The sequence below is a fragment of the Isoptericola dokdonensis DS-3 genome, assembly GCF_001636295.1.
GTDB lineage: Bacteria > Actinomycetota > Actinomycetes > Actinomycetales > Cellulomonadaceae > Isoptericola > Isoptericola dokdonensis.
Genome location: NZ_CP014209.1, coordinates 1,599,364 through 1,614,943, shown reverse-complemented (window position 1 = coordinate 1,614,943; position 15,580 = coordinate 1,599,364). Strand labels below are relative to the sequence as shown.

General features: G+C 73.1%; 16 protein-coding genes and 1 riboswitch. Of the genes, 11 read left to right on the top strand and 5 right to left on the bottom strand.

Going from position 1 to position 15,580, the window contains the following annotated elements; genetic code table 11:
• Positions 1–22 precede the first annotated feature (22 nt).
• Positions 23–607 carry a hypothetical protein gene (locus tag I598_RS07530; RefSeq protein WP_068202433.1) on the top strand — a complete coding sequence of 195 codons (585 nt, stop codon included), beginning with the start codon at positions 23–25 and terminating at the stop codon, positions 605–607.
• Between the two features lie 131 nt (positions 608–738).
• Here the strand turns inward: I598_RS07530 and I598_RS07525 are convergent, their stop codons facing one another.
• Positions 739–1,290 carry a Clp protease N-terminal domain-containing protein gene (locus I598_RS07525; RefSeq protein ID WP_068202432.1) on the bottom strand — a complete coding sequence of 184 codons (552 nt, stop codon included), beginning with the start codon at positions 1,288–1,290 and terminating at the stop codon, positions 739–741.
• Positions 1,290–1,496 (bottom strand): helix-turn-helix domain-containing protein, encoded by a 207-nt coding sequence (locus I598_RS07520; protein ID WP_068202431.1) that lies wholly within the window; start codon positions 1,494–1,496, stop codon positions 1,290–1,292. The genes I598_RS07525 and I598_RS07520 overlap by 1 nt, the downstream gene beginning before the upstream one ends.
• A 272-nt stretch (positions 1,497–1,768) precedes the next feature.
• On the opposite strand from I598_RS07520, the gene sucC reads away from it, so the two are divergent.
• The 3 genes from sucC (at position 1,769) to I598_RS07505 (ending at position 5,252) form a co-directional block, all read left to right on the top strand.
• Entirely contained in the window at positions 1,769–2,938 is a 1,170-nt protein-coding gene (gene sucC, locus I598_RS07515; RefSeq protein WP_068202430.1) for an ADP-forming succinate--CoA ligase subunit beta, read from the top strand.
• A 36-nt stretch (positions 2,939–2,974) separates the two neighbouring features.
• Complete coding sequence (gene sucD / locus I598_RS07510) at positions 2,975–3,871, top strand: succinate--CoA ligase subunit alpha (RefSeq protein WP_068202429.1); 897 nt, start codon at positions 2,975–2,977, stop codon at positions 3,869–3,871.
• A 130-nt stretch (positions 3,872–4,001) separates the two neighbouring features.
• On the top strand, positions 4,002–5,252 hold the full coding sequence (locus I598_RS07505) for a cell division protein PerM (RefSeq protein WP_068205114.1): 1,251 nt from the start codon (positions 4,002–4,004) through the stop codon (positions 5,250–5,252).
• 30 nt (positions 5,253–5,282) lie between these two features.
• Here the strand turns inward: I598_RS07505 and I598_RS07500 are convergent, their stop codons facing one another.
• Positions 5,283–5,684 (bottom strand): MerR family transcriptional regulator, encoded by a 402-nt coding sequence (locus I598_RS07500; RefSeq protein WP_068202428.1) that lies wholly within the window; start codon positions 5,682–5,684, stop codon positions 5,283–5,285.
• Positions 5,685–5,914: 230 nt separating this feature from the next.
• Here I598_RS07500 and I598_RS07495 point away from each other — a divergent pair, with 230 nt between their 5' ends.
• A complete protein-coding gene (locus I598_RS07495; protein ID WP_157557182.1) occupies positions 5,915–7,483 on the top strand; it encodes a SulP family inorganic anion transporter in 1,569 nt (522 codons plus the stop codon).
• A gap of 35 nt (positions 7,484–7,518) precedes the next feature.
• Positions 7,519–8,160 carry a phosphoribosylglycinamide formyltransferase gene (gene purN, locus I598_RS07490; RefSeq protein ID WP_068202427.1) on the top strand — a complete coding sequence of 214 codons (642 nt, stop codon included), beginning with the start codon at positions 7,519–7,521 and terminating at the stop codon, positions 8,158–8,160.
• 29 nt (positions 8,161–8,189) lie between these two features.
• Here the strand turns inward: purN and I598_RS07485 are convergent, their stop codons facing one another.
• Positions 8,190–8,768: an ArsR/SmtB family transcription factor gene (locus I598_RS07485; RefSeq protein ID WP_068202426.1), complete on the bottom strand. Its 579-nt coding sequence runs from the start codon at positions 8,766–8,768 to the stop codon at positions 8,190–8,192.
• A gap of 72 nt (positions 8,769–8,840) precedes the next feature.
• Here I598_RS07485 and I598_RS07480 point away from each other — a divergent pair, with 72 nt between their 5' ends.
• Positions 8,841–10,109 carry an MFS transporter gene (locus tag I598_RS07480; protein WP_068202425.1) on the top strand — a complete coding sequence of 423 codons (1,269 nt, stop codon included), beginning with the start codon at positions 8,841–8,843 and terminating at the stop codon, positions 10,107–10,109.
• A gap of 69 nt (positions 10,110–10,178) precedes the next feature.
• Here the strand turns inward: I598_RS07480 and I598_RS07475 are convergent, their stop codons facing one another.
• Entirely contained in the window at positions 10,179–11,291 is a 1,113-nt protein-coding gene (locus I598_RS07475) for an SDR family NAD(P)-dependent oxidoreductase (RefSeq protein WP_068202424.1), read from the bottom strand.
• A gap of 57 nt (positions 11,292–11,348) precedes the next feature.
• Here I598_RS07475 and I598_RS07470 point away from each other — a divergent pair, with 57 nt between their 5' ends.
• The 4 genes from I598_RS07470 (at position 11,349) to I598_RS07455 (ending at position 15,447) form a co-directional block, all read left to right on the top strand.
• The gene (locus I598_RS07470; RefSeq protein ID WP_068202423.1) at positions 11,349–11,933 is read left to right on the top strand and encodes a TetR/AcrR family transcriptional regulator; all 585 of its coding nucleotides are present in this window, start codon (positions 11,349–11,351) and stop codon (positions 11,931–11,933) included.
• Between the two features lie 307 nt (positions 11,934–12,240).
• Positions 12,241–13,518, top strand: coding sequence for an extracellular solute-binding protein (locus tag I598_RS07465; RefSeq protein WP_068205112.1), 1,278 nt, complete (start codon positions 12,241–12,243; stop codon positions 13,516–13,518).
• 73 nt (positions 13,519–13,591) lie between these two features.
• Positions 13,592–14,551: a carbohydrate ABC transporter permease gene (locus tag I598_RS07460; RefSeq protein ID WP_068202422.1), complete on the top strand. Its 960-nt coding sequence runs from the start codon at positions 13,592–13,594 to the stop codon at positions 14,549–14,551.
• The gene (locus I598_RS07455) at positions 14,548–15,447 is read left to right on the top strand and encodes a carbohydrate ABC transporter permease (protein WP_068202421.1); all 900 of its coding nucleotides are present in this window, start codon (positions 14,548–14,550) and stop codon (positions 15,445–15,447) included. Before I598_RS07460 ends, I598_RS07455 begins: the two co-directional genes overlap by 4 nt.
• A 15-nt stretch (positions 15,448–15,462) precedes the next feature.
• Positions 15,463–15,577: riboswitch (ZMP/ZTP riboswitch) on the top strand.
• The last annotated feature ends 3 nt before the right edge of the window (positions 15,578–15,580 follow it).

Here is a 15,580-nt window from a genome sequence, read left to right as displayed (position 1 = left end):
GAGCGACTGGCATCGTGACCGTGTGCTGCTGGACGCCAAGACGCTGCGCGGGCTCGCCGACGGGACGGTCGACCACACGTACCGCCGGTGGGCCGTCGTCCGTGTGCACGTCGGGTCCGCGGTGCGCACGCGCGTCGGTGTCGTCGAGGTGACGTCGCTCGACCGGGTGGAGCCGGATGGCATCAGCGCCGACGACGCGACCGGCGCCGGGTTCGGGTCCGCGGACGCCGCGCGCGCCTGGATCGAGCGCCGGGGCGACGGCGACCTGTACCGGGTCGGCCTGCGCGTCGCCGGGCCCGACCCTCGGGTCGCGCTGCGGGACGACGACGACCTGGACGCCGACGCCGTCACGGCGATCGCCCGGCGGCTCGCCCGCATGGACCGCGCGGCCGACGAACCCTGGACCCGCCGGTACCTCGAGCTCGTGGCGGCCCGGCCCGCCGTCGTTGCGCGCGTCCTCGCCGCCGACGTCGGCATGGAGCGCGACCCGTTCAAGATCCGCGTCCGTCGGCTCAAGGAGCTCGGCCTCACCGAGAGCCTCGACGTCGGCTACCGCCTCTCCCCGCGTGGTCGCGCGTATCTCGACGCGACGTCCGGGCATCCCTGACGTCGAGGTCTGCGCTGACTCGCGCCCACCCACGCTGACTGGCGCTGCCGTGCGCTGACTGGCGCTGCCGTGCGCTGACTCGCGCCCACCTGCGCTGACTGGCGCCGTCGTGCGCTGACTCGCGCCGGGGGTCAGGCGGCGTCGGGGCGCTCGACGGCGGCGCGCAGGGCGGGCACGTCGGTCCCCGCGTCGTGCAGGGCGGTCTCCAGGACGCGGCCGCCGGGGCTGTCGGCACGCAGCAGGCCGAGGAGCAGGTGCCGGGTCCCGATGCCCTTGTCGTGGAGGCGGACCGCCTCGCGCAGCGCGAGCTCCAGCGCCTTCTTCGCGTCCCTCGCGAACGGCACGTGCCCGCCGCGCCGGGAAGGGCGGCGTCCCGCCCGGTCCAGCGCCCCGGCACCGAAGACCTGGTCGGTCTGCCGACGCACCTCGGCGAGGTCGACGCCGACGGCGGCGAGCGCGTCCGCGTCGAGCGGTTCGCCCGACGTGAGGGACCGTCGCGCGCGGGCGGAGACGTCGTCGGGCCGTAGTCCGGCGGACCGCAGCATGTCGGGGACCGGCCCGCCGCCGTCGACGAGCGACACCAGCAGGTGCCGGGTGTCGATCGTGGCGGACCTCGTCTCGCGGGCCACCTGCTGGGCGCCGACGACGGCCTCCCGGGCGTCGCGCGTGAACCTCTCGAACATCAGGGCCTCCTGCTGTGCTTCTTGTGGACCGCCTGCCGGGAGACGCCGAGGGCGTCGGCGATCTCCTGCCAGGACCAGCCGAGGCCGCGGGCCCGCTCGACCTGGAGGACTTCCAGGCGGTCGGCGAGGTCGCGCAGCGCGCGGACGGCGCGCATCCCTGCGGCGGGGTCGTCCCCGGCGGCGGTGGCGATCGTCTGCTCCGTCATGGTGTCAATCTAGGTTGACATGAGACGCGCGTCAACCCAGGTTGACATCGGTCGTGCCGACTCGCGCCGCTCTGCGCTGACTCGCGCCCGGAGTTCCCACCGAGGGCGGCATCCCGTGTGGGATCCGTCACGGTGAAGTGGCATCTGACGGCCCGGGGTGCCGCCGCGCCCGCGCACGCGGCTACCCTGGGCGGAGATGTCTTGATGTCGAGACATCGCTCGTGCCGGCCTCTGCCGACCCAGAGGCATCACCGATGGAAGGACGCAGCAGGGTGGACCTGTTCGAATACCAGGCTCGCGACATCTTCGAGAAGCACGGCGTCCCCGTGCTCGGCGGCGTCGTCGCGACGACGCCCGAAGAGGCTCGCGCAGGCGCAGAGAAGCTCGGCGGCGGCACAGTCGTCGTCAAGGCCCAGGTCAAGACCGGTGGCCGCGGCAAGGCCGGTGGTGTCAAGCTCGCGCACTCGCCCGCCGAGGCGCAGGAGAAGGCCGAGGAGATCCTCGGCATGGACATCAAGGGCCACACCGTCCACCGCGTGATGATCGCCCAGGGCGCCAAGATCGCCGAGGAGTTCTACTTCTCGGTGCTGCTGGACCGCTCGAACCGCAACTACCTGGCCATGTGCTCGGTCGAGGGCGGCATGGAGATCGAGCAGTTGGCCGTCGAGCGTCCCGAGGCCCTCGCCAAGGTCGCCGTCGACCCCATCGTCGGGATCGACGAGGCCAAGGCCGCCGAGATCGTCGAGACCGCCGGGTTCGCCCCGGAGCTCCAGGCGCCCGTCGCCGACGTCATCCGCAAGCTGTGGACCGTGTTCACCGCCGAGGACGCCACCCTCGTCGAGGTGAACCCGCTGGTCCGCACCGAGGACGGCGCGATCGTCGCCCTCGACGGCAAGGTCACCCTCGACGAGAACGCCTCCGAGGTCCGCCACCCGGACCACGCCGAGCTCGAGGACGCCGAGTCCGCCGACCCGCTCGAGGCGAAGGCCAAGGCGAACGGCCTCAACTACGTCAAGCTCGACGGCGAGGTCGGCATCATCGGCAACGGCGCGGGCCTGGTCATGTCGACCCTCGACGTGGTCGCCTACGCCGGCGAGGCGCACGGCGGCGTGAAGCCCGCCAACTTCCTCGACATCGGCGGCGGCGCGAACGCCAAGGTCATGGCGAACGGTCTCGACGTCATCCTCAACGACCCGCAGGTCAAGAGCGTGTTCGTCAACGTCTTCGGCGGCATCACCGCGTGCGACGAGGTCGCCAAGGGCATCGTCGGCGCGCTGGAGATCCTCGGCGACGAGGCCACCAAGCCGCTCGTCGTCCGCCTCGACGGGAACAACGTCGCGCTCGGCCGCCAGATCCTGGCCGACGCGAACCACCCCCTCGTGACCCTGGCCGAGACCATGGACGGCGGCGCCGACAAGGCGGCCGAGCTGGCCAACGCCTGACCGCCGACGGAACCTGAGAGCAGAGACAAGAACACCATGTCGATCTACCTGAACTCCGACTCGAAGATCATCGTCCAGGGCATCACCGGCGGGATGGGTGCGAAGCACACCGCCCTCATGCTCGACTCGGGCGCCCAGATCGTGGGCGGCGTGAACGCCCGCAAGGCCGGCACCACCGTCGAGCACAAGGACCACGAGGGCAACGACGTCACCCTCCCGGTCTTCGGCACCGTGGCCGAGGCCATGGCCGCCACGGGCGCGAACGTGTCCGTGCTGTTCGTGCCGCCGGCCTTCACGAAGGACGCCGCCATCGAGGCGATCGACGCCGAGATGCCGCTCATCGTCGTCATCACCGAGGGTGTGCCCGTCCAGGACACGGCCGAGGTCTGGGCCTACCTGCAGGGCAAGAACACCCGGATGATCGGGCCGAACTGCCCCGGCATCATCACGCCGGGCGAGTCGCTCGCCGGCATCACGCCGCACACCATCACCGGCAAGGGCCCCGTGGGCCTGGTGTCGAAGTCGGGCACCCTGACCTACCAGATGATGTACGAGCTGAAGGACTTCGGCTTCTCCACCGCCATCGGCATCGGCGGCGACCCGATCGTCGGCACGACCCACATCGACGCGCTCGAGGCGTTCGAGAACGACCCCGAGACCAAGGCGATCGTCATGATCGGCGAGATCGGCGGCGACGCCGAGGAGCGTGCGGCGGCCTACATCGCCGAGCACGTCACCAAGCCGGTCGTGGGCTACGTCGCGGGCTTCACCGCCCCCGAGGGCAAGACGATGGGCCACGCCGGTGCGATCGTGTCCGGCTCGGCCGGCACCGCGCAGGCGAAGAAGGAGGCCCTCGAGGCCGTCGGCGTGAAGGTCGGCAAGACGCCGTCCGAGACCGCCGCGCTCATGCGGGAGATCCTCCAGGCGCTCTGATCCGAGCATCCCTGACGCCGAGGCGTCGGGTCCGGGTGCGGTACCACCACGACGGTGGTGCCGGGCCCGAACCCGGCGCCTCGGCGTTTTGCTGCCCGACGACGACGCCGCGACGGGCGACGATGGGGGCGTGAGCACCTCCCGCACGTCCCCGCCCCGGCTCCTCGAGCAGGTCGCCGCCGTCGCGCCCTGGCGCGCCCGTGTCGCGCTGGCGTCCTCGGGGGTGTGGGCCGCGGTCCAGGCGGTGGGGCTGTCGTACGCGGTGGTGGCGCTGTTCGCCGTCGTCGCGGTGCTGGACGCCCCGTCGACGTCCGGGTCCGACGGCGGCCTGTCGGCGGGCGTGGGCGTGGCCACCGGTCTGTGGCTGCTCGGGCACGGTGTGCCGCTGGCGGCCGGTGCGGCGACGGTGACCGTGGTGCCGCTGGGCCTGACCGCGCTGCTGGTCTTCACCGCGCACGTCGCGGCGAAGCGGTCGGCGGCACCGACCCTCGCCGCGTGGTGGGGCGGCACGGTGCTCTACACGGGCGCCGTCGTCGCGCTGACCGTGGCCCTGGACCTGGCGGGCACGGCCACCCCGGACGACGTCGTGGCGTTCGTGCTGCAGATCGGCGCGGCCGTGCTGGGCGGCGTGGTGGTCGGCGGCGGCGGGCTCGCGCTCGGCATGTTCTCCGCTCCGGACGGGCCGCTGCTCGCGGGCATCACGCCCCGGCTGGACCCGTGGGTGCCGGACACCCTGCGCCTGGGGCTGCGGGGCGGCCTCGTCGGGGTGGCGCTGCTCACCGCCCTGTCCGCCGTGCTCGTGGGGGTGTGGGTGGTCGCGGGCCGGGACACCGTCTCCCAGATCGCCGCGGGCCTGGGCGGGAGCTGGCTCGGGGTCGTCATGCTCGTGGTGGTGCAGCTGCTGCTCGTGCCCAACCTGGTGCTGTGGGCGTCGGCGTGGGTCGCGGGGCCGGGGTTCGCCGTCGGGACGGGCAGCTCGTTCACGACCGCCGCGGCGCAGGCCGACGTGCTGCCCGCGCTGCCGCTGCTCGGTGCGCTGCCCGGCGAGGCCTGGACCTCGTCGTGGGCCGCATGGACGCCCGTGCTGGTCGTCGCCTGCGGCGCCGCGGCGGGCTGGTTCGCCTGGCGGAACCTCGAGCCGGCGCTCGTCGGGATCCGGGACGTCGCGTGGATCGTCGCGGGGACGGCACTGTCGGCCGGTGCGACGACCCTGGTGCTCCAGCGGCTCGCCGGGGGAGCGGCGGGTGCCGGCCGGCTCGCCGACGTGGGGGCCGACCCGTGGGTGACGGGCGGCCTGGTCGCCGCCGAGGTCGGCGGCGGGGCGGCCGTGGTGCTGCTCGTCGCGTGGGGGCTCGCGGCGCGCGGGCGGCCGGTCGCCTGACGCCGTCCGGGCGTCCCGGCGGCGTCGGGCTCAGCGTGTGCGGGCGTGCAGCAGGTCGATGAACTCGTCGGCCATGTCGACCTTGCGGGCGAGGTCGGCACGGCGTTCCTCGGCCCGGGTGACGTACTCGGCGAGCCGGGCGCGGGCGTCGTCGTCCCGGCTGCCGTCGCCGTCGACCCGGTCGACCAGGTCGAGCAGCTCGCGCATCTCCTCCAGGGTGAAGCCGAGGGGCTTCATGCGCCGGACGACCAGCAGGCGATCGACGTCGCGCTCGGTGTAGAGGCGGAAGCCGCCGTCGGTTCGGCCGGACGGTCGCAGGAGGCCGACGTCGTCGTAGTGCCGCAGGGTGCGCAGCGACAGCCCGGTGCGCTCGGCGACCGCGCCGATGTGCATGGTGGTGCCGGTGGCGGTCCCGGTGCTGCGCTCGTCCATCGCCTCATTCTCCCCGACGTCCCGACGTCGTCCCGACGCCGGATCGAAGACTACCCTCACGTCAGGGTAGAGTTGCGGCCGTCGTCGGTCGTCCGCCCCCGAGGGGGAGGCCTGCACCGCCCACCCGCTTTCCGCGTACGCAGCGTCGCGTGCTCAGTCCTGTCTGCCCGGACCTTGTCTCTGCGACCTGGTCCCGGGGCGTGCGCGCCCCCGTACCGAAGGAGTGCCGCGTGTCGGAAGAATCCCGCGCCGCCCTGCCCGACCCCGCCCCGCGGCCCGTCCCGGTGGCGCCCCCCGAGGCCACGTCCACGGGGTCGTTCAAGGCCGCGTTCAGCTCGGTCACGACCCTGCGCACCGAGGTCCTGGCGGGCCTCGTCGTCGCGCTGGCCCTCATCCCCGAAGCCATCGCGTTCTCGATCATCGCCGGGGTCGACCCGCGGCTCGGACTGTTCGCCGCGTTCACGATGGCGGTGACGATCTCGTTCGTCGGCGGACGCCCGGCGATGATCTCCGCCGCCACCGGCGCCGTCGCCCTGGTCGTCGCCCCGGTCGTCCAGCAGCACGGGGTCGAGTACCTCGTCGCCACCGTGATCCTGGCGGGCGTGCTCCAGGTCGTCCTCGGCCTGATCGGCGTCGCCAAGCTCATGCGGTTCATCCCGCGCTCGGTGATGGTCGGGTTCGTCAACGCGCTGGCGATCCTCGTCTTCACCTCCCAGCTCCCGCACCTGTTCGGCGACAAGGTCACCGACGGCAACCGCTGGATGATCTACGGCCTGGTCGTCGTCGGCCTGGCCGTCATGGTGCTGCTGCCGCGCTGGACCAAGGTCGTCCCGGCCCCGCTGGTGGCGATCGTGCTGCTCACCGCTGCGACCGTCACTGCGGCGATCAACGTCCCGACCGTCGGGGACGAGGGCGCGCTGCCCGAGTCCCTGCCGTCGCTGCTGTTCCCGGACGTGCCGCTGAACCTCGAGACCCTGCAGATCATCGCCCCGTTCGCGCTGGCGATGGCGCTGGTCGGGATCATCGAGTCGCTGCTCACGGCCAAGCTCGTGGACGACATCACCGACACGCACTCGAACAAGACCCGCGAGACCTGGGGCCAGGGCGTCGCGAACGTGGTCACGGGGTTCTTCGGCGGCATGGGCGGCTGCGCCATGATCGGCCAGACCATGATCAACGTGAAGGCCTCCGGTGCGCGCACCCGGCTGTCGACGTTCCTCGCCGGTGTCTTCCTGCTCGCCCTGGTGGTCGGGCTGGGTGATGTGGTCGCGATCATCCCCATGGCGGCACTGGTCGCGGTCATGATCATGGTGTCCGTCGGCACGTTCGACTGGCACTCCGTCCGGCCCGGCACCCTCCGGCGCATGCCGAAGTCCGAGACCGCGGTGATGCTCGCGACCGTCGTGGTCACCGTCGTCACCCACAACCTGGCGTACGGCGTCATCGTGGGTGTGGTCGTCGCCGCGGTGCTGTTCCTGCAGCGCGTCGCCCACCTCACCACCGTGACGCGGCTGGACGCGGACGACGCCGACGACGAGCGTGTCTACGCCGTCTCCGGCGATCTGTTCTTCGCCTCCTCCAACGACCTCGTCTACCAGTTCGACTACACCGGCGACCCGCACCGGGTGGTCGTCGACATGTCCGACACGCACGTGTGGGACGCCTCCACCGTGGCGGCGCTCGACGCCGTCCAGCACAAGTACGCCGCGCGCGGCAAGAAGGTGGAGTTCCGCGGGCTGAACCCGGACAGCTCCGCCCGCCTCGAGCGGCTCGCCGGCCGCCTGGGCGGCGCGCACTGAGCCGGGCCCCGACCGCGTCTGGCTAGGCTACGGCCGTGCAGACTCCGTCCGGCCACCCCGTCGCCCCCGCCCCCGGCGCCCGCCTCGTCGTCCTCGCCTCGGGCGGCGGCTCCAACCTCGCCGCTCTGCTCGCCGCCCACGAGGACCCCGCCTACGGCGCCCGCGTCGTCGGCGTGGTGTCCGACAGGCCGGGGGCGGGCGCGCTCGACCTGGCCCGCGAGGCCGGGGTGGCGTCCGTCGTGGTCGCCCCCGCCGACTTCGCCGACCGTGACGCGTGGAACGAGGGCGTCGCCGAGGCCGTCGCGGTGTTCCGGCCCGACTGGGTCGTGCTCGCGGGCTTCATGCGCATCCTCGCGCCGTCGTTCCTCGCCCGGTTCCCGGCGCGCGTGATCAACACCCACCCGGCTCTGCTGCCGTCGTTCCCCGGCGCGCACGGCGTCCGGGACGCCCTCGCCTACGGCGTGCGGCAGACCGGGTGCACCGTGCACGTCGTCGACGACGGCGTGGACACCGGCCCGATCGTCGCCCAGACCGCGGTGCCGGTGCTCGACGGCGACGACGAGTCGTCGCTGCACGAGCGCATCAAGGTGGCCGAGCGGGCCCTGCTCGTCGAGACGGTCGGCCGGGTGGCGCGCGACGGGCTCGTCGTCGAGGGTCGCCGCACGCGCATCGGCTGACCCGCCGCCGGCCCTCCTCGCCGCGGGGGTCAGCCGGCGGTCGGCCCCCCGGCGTCGCCGTGGCGCGGAGCCAGCGCCAGGAGGAGCTGGTAGATCTCGCGCGGCGTCCCCGGCTCCTGCCGGGCGCTGGTGAACACACGGTCGCTCCAGCGCTCCTGGAGGGCGACGAGCTCGGTGGAGAACTCCTCGGCCTCGGCGGCGGTGAGGGGCAGGTTGTTGACGACGACGGTGCGGTGCCGACCGTCGTGGTCCGGGCGCGTGCCCGAGCCGACGAGGGCGACGAGCTCCTGGAGCCAGACCTGGACGGGCCCGAGCGCCTGGTCGGCCGCGCCGGGTGTGGTGGGGTCCACCTGGTAGCTGCGCGCGACGTTGCGCCAGACGCGGTCGCGGCGGTCGCGCGCGTGCTCCGGCGCCTCGACGACCATCCCGGCCCGCGCGAGCGTGCGCAGGTGGAAGCTCACCGAGTTCGCGGGCTCGCCGATGTCCTGGGCGAGGTCGGCGGCGCGGGCGTGGCCCAGGACGGCGAGCCGCAGCAGGATGCGCTGGCGCACCGGATGGGCGACGGCCTTGAGGGCCTCGGGGGTCTGCACCAGGAAGGTCTCGTCCACCGGTGGATCGTATCGACAAGTCTTGCGCAACACCTCTTGCGCAAAAATAGGTGCGCAACTAGTGTTGCGCACATGACGACGCCCCTCGGCGCCCCGGCCGCCGACCCGCCCCGGCTCCTGCGCAACCGGCCCTACCTGCTGCTGATGTCGGGCCTGACCACGGAGGCGTTCGGCGCGGGCATCGCCGCCTTCGCCGTGCCGCTGCTCGCCCTGGCGATCACCGGTTCCGTCTGGCAGGCGGGCGTCGTCGCCGCCGTCGGCCACGTCGGGGGACTGCTCGCCACGCTCCCGGCCGGCGTCGTCGCGGACCGGGTCGACCGCCGGCGGCTCCTCGTCGGCACCGCCACCGTGGCGGCGCTGGCCTGGGGGAGCGCCGGGGTGGCCGCCCTGGACGGACACCTCACTGCCGTCCATCTCGCGATCGTCCTGCTGGCGTCCTCGGTGGCCGGCGCGTTCGTCGAGCCGTCGGTCGCCGGGGCGCTGCGCGCCGTCGTCCCTGCCGCGCAGCTCCCCACGGCCTACGCCGCCACCCAGGGTCGCGACGCCGCCGCGAGCCTCGTCGCCGGCCCTGTCGGCGGAGTCCTGTACGGGATCGCTCACGCCCTGCCGCTGCTCGCCGGCGCCGTCGGGCACCTCGTCACGGCGGTGTGCGCCGCCCTGGTCCGCGAGCCGCTCAACGGCGACACCGCCGCGGCCCGGCGCACCCACCCCGTGACGGCCCTGCGCGAAGGGCTGGCCTACGTCTGGTCGGTGCCGCTGTTCCGGCTCTGCCTGGGGCTGTTCGCCCTCATCAACGTGCTGCTCAGCGGCCTGCTCGTGGCCGTGACCCTCTCCCTCGCGGAGGAGGGCGTGCCGGCCCCGCGGATCGGCCTGCTCTCGGCCGCGGTCGGCGCGGCGATGCTGGCCGGCGCCGTCCTCGCCCCGTGGCTCGTGGCGCGGGTGCGGGTCGGCCGGCTCGTGCCCGCCGCCCTGGCGATGGTCGCGGTGGCCGCGGCCGCCATGGCGACGACGCAGTCGCTGCCCGGGTACGTCGCCGCGCTCGTGCCCGGTGTCCTGCTGGTGCCCGCCGCCAACGCCGCCATGGCGGGCTACGCCGCCGCGATCACCCCGCCCGAGCTCCAGGGCCGGTTCTCGTCCGTCATGGACTTGTCGGTGTCGGCCGCGCTGCCGCTGGCGCCGCTGGTCGGCAGCGGACTGCTGGCGCTCCTCGGCATCGGTCCCACCCTCGTCGTCCTGGCCGCCGTGCTCGGCGTGACGGTCGTCGGGACCTCGTGCGCCCGGCCGCTGCGCCGCGTGGGCCGCCCCGACACCTGGGCCGACGACGCGGTCGTCGTCCCCTGAGACGCAGCACGGCCCGCACCGCCCGGACAGGGGCGGTGCGGGCCGGGGCAGCGGGTGCCGGCGGTCCGGTCAGGCGGCGGACCAGCCGCCGTCGGAAGCCAGGATCTGTCCGTTGACGTTCGTCGAGTCCTTCGACAGCAGGAACGTGATCGACGCGGCGAGCTGCTCGGGCATCGCGATGTCGGCCATGATCCCCATGCCCGCCTGGACGCGGCCCATCCCGAACTCGTCGACGTCGCGCGGCTGCATGCCGGTGGCGACGCCGCCCGGGGCGACGGCGTTCACGCGCACGCCGGTGCCCGTGTACATGTAGGCCGCGTTCTTGGTGAGTCCGACGACGGCGTGCTTCGACGCCGTGTACGCGGCGCCCGCGGCCGAGCCGCGCAGGCCTGCCTCGGACGCGACGTTGACGACCCGACCCTCGGCCGCGGCCAGCATGCCGGGCACGACGGCGCGCAGGAGCTTCATCGTGCCGGTCACGTTGACGGCGAGGACCTTCTCCCACGTGGCGTCGTCGACGCTGTGCACGGGAGCGAAGCGGTCCATGATCCCCGCGACGTTCGCCAGGGCGTCGACGCGCTCGCCGGCGGCCCCGACGACGCGCGCCACCGCGGCGGAGTCGGTGATGTCGGCGACGACGGGCACGACCGCAGCGCCCTCGGGCAGTGCGCCGGCGAGGTCGGCGGCCAGCTCGTCCAGCCCGGCCTGCGTCATGTCGACGGCCACGACGCGGCCGCCCTCGCGGGCGACGCGGGACGCGGTGGCGCGGCCGATGCCGGAGGCGGCGCCGGTGACGACGACCGTCTCGCCGGAGAAACGGCCCGGGGAGATCTCCTCGACCCACTCGGCGGGCTCGGGCGCGGAGGTCGTCCCGACCGTGGACTGTGCGGTGTCCGACGGGGCGGTGCTCGACGGGGCGGTGCTCGACGGGGCGGTGCTCGACGGCACGGTGTCGCCGGCGGCACGGAGCTCGGCGGCGCGGGTGACGAGCGCCTCGGCGGCCTCGGCGGGGAACTTGCCGCGGGAGAGCTTGACGAGCTTGCCCAGGGAGAGGCGGCGGGCGGGCGTGAGCGCCTTCGGGGTGGCGCCGGCCGCGGCCAGCATCTCGGTGAGCAGACGCTCGCCGACCGGGTCGGCGAGCCACTCGGCGACGGTGTTCTTCAGGGTGAGCTCGGTGGTCATGCTGTCCTCCATCGATACCGGACATTGTTGTCCGGTTCCGTTGCCTACACTAGCACCGTGACCACCCAGGCAGGCAGCAGCTCGCGCCGCAGCAACCCCGGCCCGCGGGCCGCGGCGCGCAATCGTGCGGCGCTGCTCGCCGCCGCCCGCGAGGTGTTCGCCGAGCACGGCGCGCACGCCCCGCTCAACGCCGTCGCACGCCGCGCCGGCGTCGGCCAGGGCAGCCTCTACCGGCACTTCCCGGACCGCGTCGAGCTCGTCATCGCCCTCTTCGAGGAGCAGGTCGTCGCCCTCGAGGAGCGGGCCGTCGACCCCGACGCCCGCCTGGCCGACCTCCTCGGCCTGATCACCCGGCACGCCATGGACTCCGTGGTGAGCATCGACCTCGTCTCGGCCCGCCCCGAGGAGCACCCCGACCGCCGCCTCATGGACCTGCGGGCGCGGGTCGCGGACGTCCTCGCCACGCGCGTGCACGACGCCGTCGCGGCGGGTGCCGTGCCTCCCGGCACGACCGTCGAGGACCTCCTGCTCGGCGTCGAGCTGGTCACCGCGGCCCTGACCCGCCGCCCCGCCACCGAGCGGGCGTCGTACGCCGCGCGCGCCTGGGCGCTGCTCGGGTTCGACGCGGCGCCGCCGCGCTGACTCGCGCCGTCGTGCGCTGACTCGCGCCAGCCTGCGCTGACTCGCGCTGTCGTGCGCTGACTCGCGCCAGCCTGCGCTGACTCGCGCTGTCGTGCGCTGACTCGCGCCAGCCTGCGCTGACTCGCGCTGTCGTGCGCTGACTCGCGCCGTCCTGCCGCCGGTGATGACGACCGTGTTGCGGTCTGGTAACAGTTAGAGAGGCTAGATAGCAAAACCGCTGACGGGTCGTCAGAGTGTGACCCACACCACGTACGAGGGTGAGCGGGTGCCGGCCTCCGGCGCCCGCCACGACGTCGAAGGAGCTCACGTGAAGCGCACTCGTTCTCTCGCCGCGGTCGCCACCGCCGCGACCGCCGCACTGGTCCTGACCGCCTGCGGCGGCGCCGACGACGACACCGCCGACGGCGGCGGCACCGGTGACCTGACCGTCTGGTTCATGGACGGCTCCGTGCCGGACGACGCCCAGGCGTGGCTGACCGACGAGTTCGCCGCCCAGAACCCCGGCTCGTCGCTGACGATCGAGATCCAGCAGTGGGACGGCATCGTCGAGAAGCTTCAGACGGCCATGGCCTCGGAGTCCCAGACGCCGGACGTCGTCGAGGTCGGCAACACCCAGTCGCCCACCTACACCTCCGTGGGGGCGTTCGCCGACGTGACCGACGAGGTCGAGGGCTGGGGCGGCGACGACCTCATCGGTTCGTTCGTCGAGATCGGCTCCGTCGACGACACGGTCTACACCGTGCCGTTCTACGCCGGCTCGCGGATCTTCTACTACAACAAGGACCTCTTCGCGGCGGCCGGGGTCGGGGCCCCGACGTCGCTCGACGACTTCACCGAGGTCGTGTCGACCCTCACGGAGGCCAACCCGGAGGGCACCGACGGCTTCCAGGGCGCCTACATCGCGGGTGTCGACCAGCACACCCTCGAGGCGTGGCTCTACACCCACGGCGGCCAGTACGCGGTGCAGGAGGGCGACCAGTGGGTCGGCAACCTGTCGAGCCCCGAGTCGATGGCGGCGATCGAGCAGGTCGCCGACCTCTACGCGGCCGGCGTGCTCGGCGCCGAGGACTCCGTGGACGCGGCGCAGGAGCCGTGGAACGACTTCAACGAGGGTCGCGTCGCGATGTTCTCCGGCCTGACGTGGTCGTACCCGAACATCGCCGAGGAGCTGCGCGAGAACGACAAGGTCGGCGTCTTCGCGGTGCCCGGCCTGGAGGCCGGCACGCTCGGCAAGACGTTCGCCGGCGGGTCGAACCTCGGCATCGCCGCCAAGAGCCGGCACCCGGAGCTCGCCGCCAAGGTGCTCGACCTCGTCTACTCCGACGAGTTCCAGATCATGATGGCCCAGAACGGCTGGGTGCCCGGCAACACGACGTTCGCCGACGCCCAGGGCACGGCCGACAACGCGGCGCTCCTCGCGGAGGTCGCCGCCAACTCGCAGCTCACCCCGCCGGCCCGCTACTGGGCGCTCGTCGAGGGCGAGAACCTCGACAAGGACTTCTGGAAGGCGATCGCGAGCGGTGAGGACCCGGCCACCGTGGCCGCGGACGTCGACGCCCGCATCGAAGAGCTCCTCAACAAGTGACGTGACGGCGCCGGGCGGGACCGACCGAGGTCCCGCCCGGCGCCGCCGTCCGCCGTCACACCCGGAGGTTCCCGTGGCCGCACCGCCGTCACCCCCGACGACCACCTCGTCGTCGCCCCGCCCCGCGACCCGCCGCGACCAGCGCTCGCGCCTGCCCTACGTGCTGCTCCTCGGGGCGACCGCCGTCGTGCTGCTCGCCCTCGGCTACCCGCTCGTGCGCCAGTTCGTGCTCGCCTTCCAGGACTACGGGCTGGAGCAGCAGTTCGGCGCCCCCGCCGAGTTCGTGGGGCTGGACAACTTCTCGACCGTGCTCGCCGACCCGTACACCTGGGAGGTCTTCGCCCGCTCGATCGTCTTCTGTCTCGTCACGGCCGCCGTGACGATCGTGGTCGGCGTGTTCGTCGCGGTCGTCATGATGCGCATGTCGGGCTGGGCCCGGTTCCTGCTCCAGACCGTGCTGCTGCTCGTGTGGGCCGTGCCGATCGTGTCCTCCCTGACCGTGTGGCAGCTCCTCTTCGACACCCGGTTCGGGGTGGTCAACTGGACGCTGGAGCGGGTCGTGCCCTGGTGGCCCGAGGACTACAACTGGCTCGGCCAGGCGACGGGCATGCTCACCATCGCGTCGATCATCATCATCTGGATGTCGGTGCCGCTGGTCGCCTTCATGGCGTACGCCGGCCTGAGCCAGGTCCCCGAGGAGATCCACGAGGCGGCCGAGCTCGACGGCGCCGGGGTCTGGGCGCGCTTCTTCCGGGTCACGGTGCCCGTGGTCGCCCCGGTGCTGCTGCTCATCGGCCTGCTGCAGATCATCTGGGACCTGCGGGTCTTCACGCAGATCAAGATCCTGCAGGACGCCGGGGCTCCGCTCGACGACACCGACGTGCTGGGCACCTACATCTTCCGGCTCGGCATCGGGCAGGGCGAGTTCGGCATGGCCGCGGCGACCGCCACGATCGTGCTGGGCCTGACCGTCGTCGTGACCCTGCCGTACGTCCACCAGCTCTTCAAGAACGACCGGGAGGTCTCGTCATGACCGCCGTCACGCAGGCCCCGGCGCCGGCCGAGGCGCCCCCGAGCGTCCCGCCGCCGCGCCGTCGCCGCCCCCGCGGGGCGCGGGTGCGGCGGGCGGCCGACGTCTTCGCCGTCGTCACCGCACTCGTGTGGTTCTTCCCCCTGTACTGGATGATCAGCTCCGCGCTGCTGCCGAACGCGGAGTTCCGGTCGTCCACCCCGACGTTCGTCAACACCCACCCGACGACCGAGCACTTCGCGGGCGTCCTCGGCGACGACCGCTTCTGGTCGGCGATGACCGTCAGCCTGCAGGTCACCGGCGTCGCGGTCCTGGTCGCGGTGTCCGTGGCGTTCCTCGCGGCCGTGGCGATCTCCAGGTTCCGCTTCCGGGGACGCAAGGCCGTCATCGCCTGCATCCTCGTCATCCAGATGATCCCCGCCGAGGCGCTGTTCATCTCCCAGTACAAGATGCTCGACGGCTGGGACCTGCTCAACAGCGTCGTCGGCCTGTCGATCCTGTACGTGGGCCTCATCGTCCCGTTCAACATCTGGATCCTCAAGGGGTTCGTCGACGGCGTCCCGGTGGAGCTGGAGCACGCGGCGATGATCGACGGCTGCACGCGCGTCGGCTCGTTCGTGCGGATCACGCTCCCGCTGCTCGGCCCGGGCCTGGTGACCGGCGCGATCTTCGCCACCATCACCGCCTGGAACGAGTACACGCTGGCGCTGGTGGTCATGAGCGACGGCAACCAGACGCTGCCCCTGTGGTTGCAGTACTTCTCGGGCGCGAACCAGGCGACCAACTGGGGCGGCATCATGGCGGGGTCCTTGCTCATCGCGCTGCCCGTGATCGCGCTGTTCATGACCGTGCAGACGCGCATGGCCGCCGGGCTCACCGCGGGGGCGGTCAAGGGCTGAGGGCCCGGGTAGGATCGAGGCGGCCGTGACTGGCGAAGGTGGACAACCACCGGGGAGCGGCCGCCTCGACCACCGGGCCTGCCGGGCGTCGTCGAGACCGCCGTGAGCGCCGCCCGCCTGGGCGCCAGGGTTT

Coding starts and splice junctions, on each gene's coding strand:
- I598_RS07525 (WP_068202432.1), bottom strand. CDS start 1,290: ATGTTCGAGAGGTTCACGCGCGACGCCCGGGAGGCCGTCGTCGGCGCC.
- I598_RS07520 (WP_068202431.1), bottom strand. CDS start 1,496: ATGACGGAGCAGACGATCGCCACCGCCGCCGGGGACGACCCCGCCGCA.
- sucD (WP_068202429.1), top strand. CDS start 2,975: ATGTCGATCTACCTGAACTCCGACTCGAAGATCATCGTCCAGGGCATC.
- I598_RS07500 (WP_068202428.1), bottom strand. CDS start 5,684: ATGGACGAGCGCAGCACCGGGACCGCCACCGGCACCACCATGCACATC.
- I598_RS07480 (WP_068202425.1), top strand. CDS start 8,841: ATGACGACGCCCCTCGGCGCCCCGGCCGCCGACCCGCCCCGGCTCCTG.
- I598_RS07475 (WP_068202424.1), bottom strand. CDS start 11,291: ATGACCACCGAGCTCACCCTGAAGAACACCGTCGCCGAGTGGCTCGCC.
- I598_RS07455 (WP_068202421.1), top strand. CDS start 14,548: ATGACCGCCGTCACGCAGGCCCCGGCGCCGGCCGAGGCGCCCCCGAGC.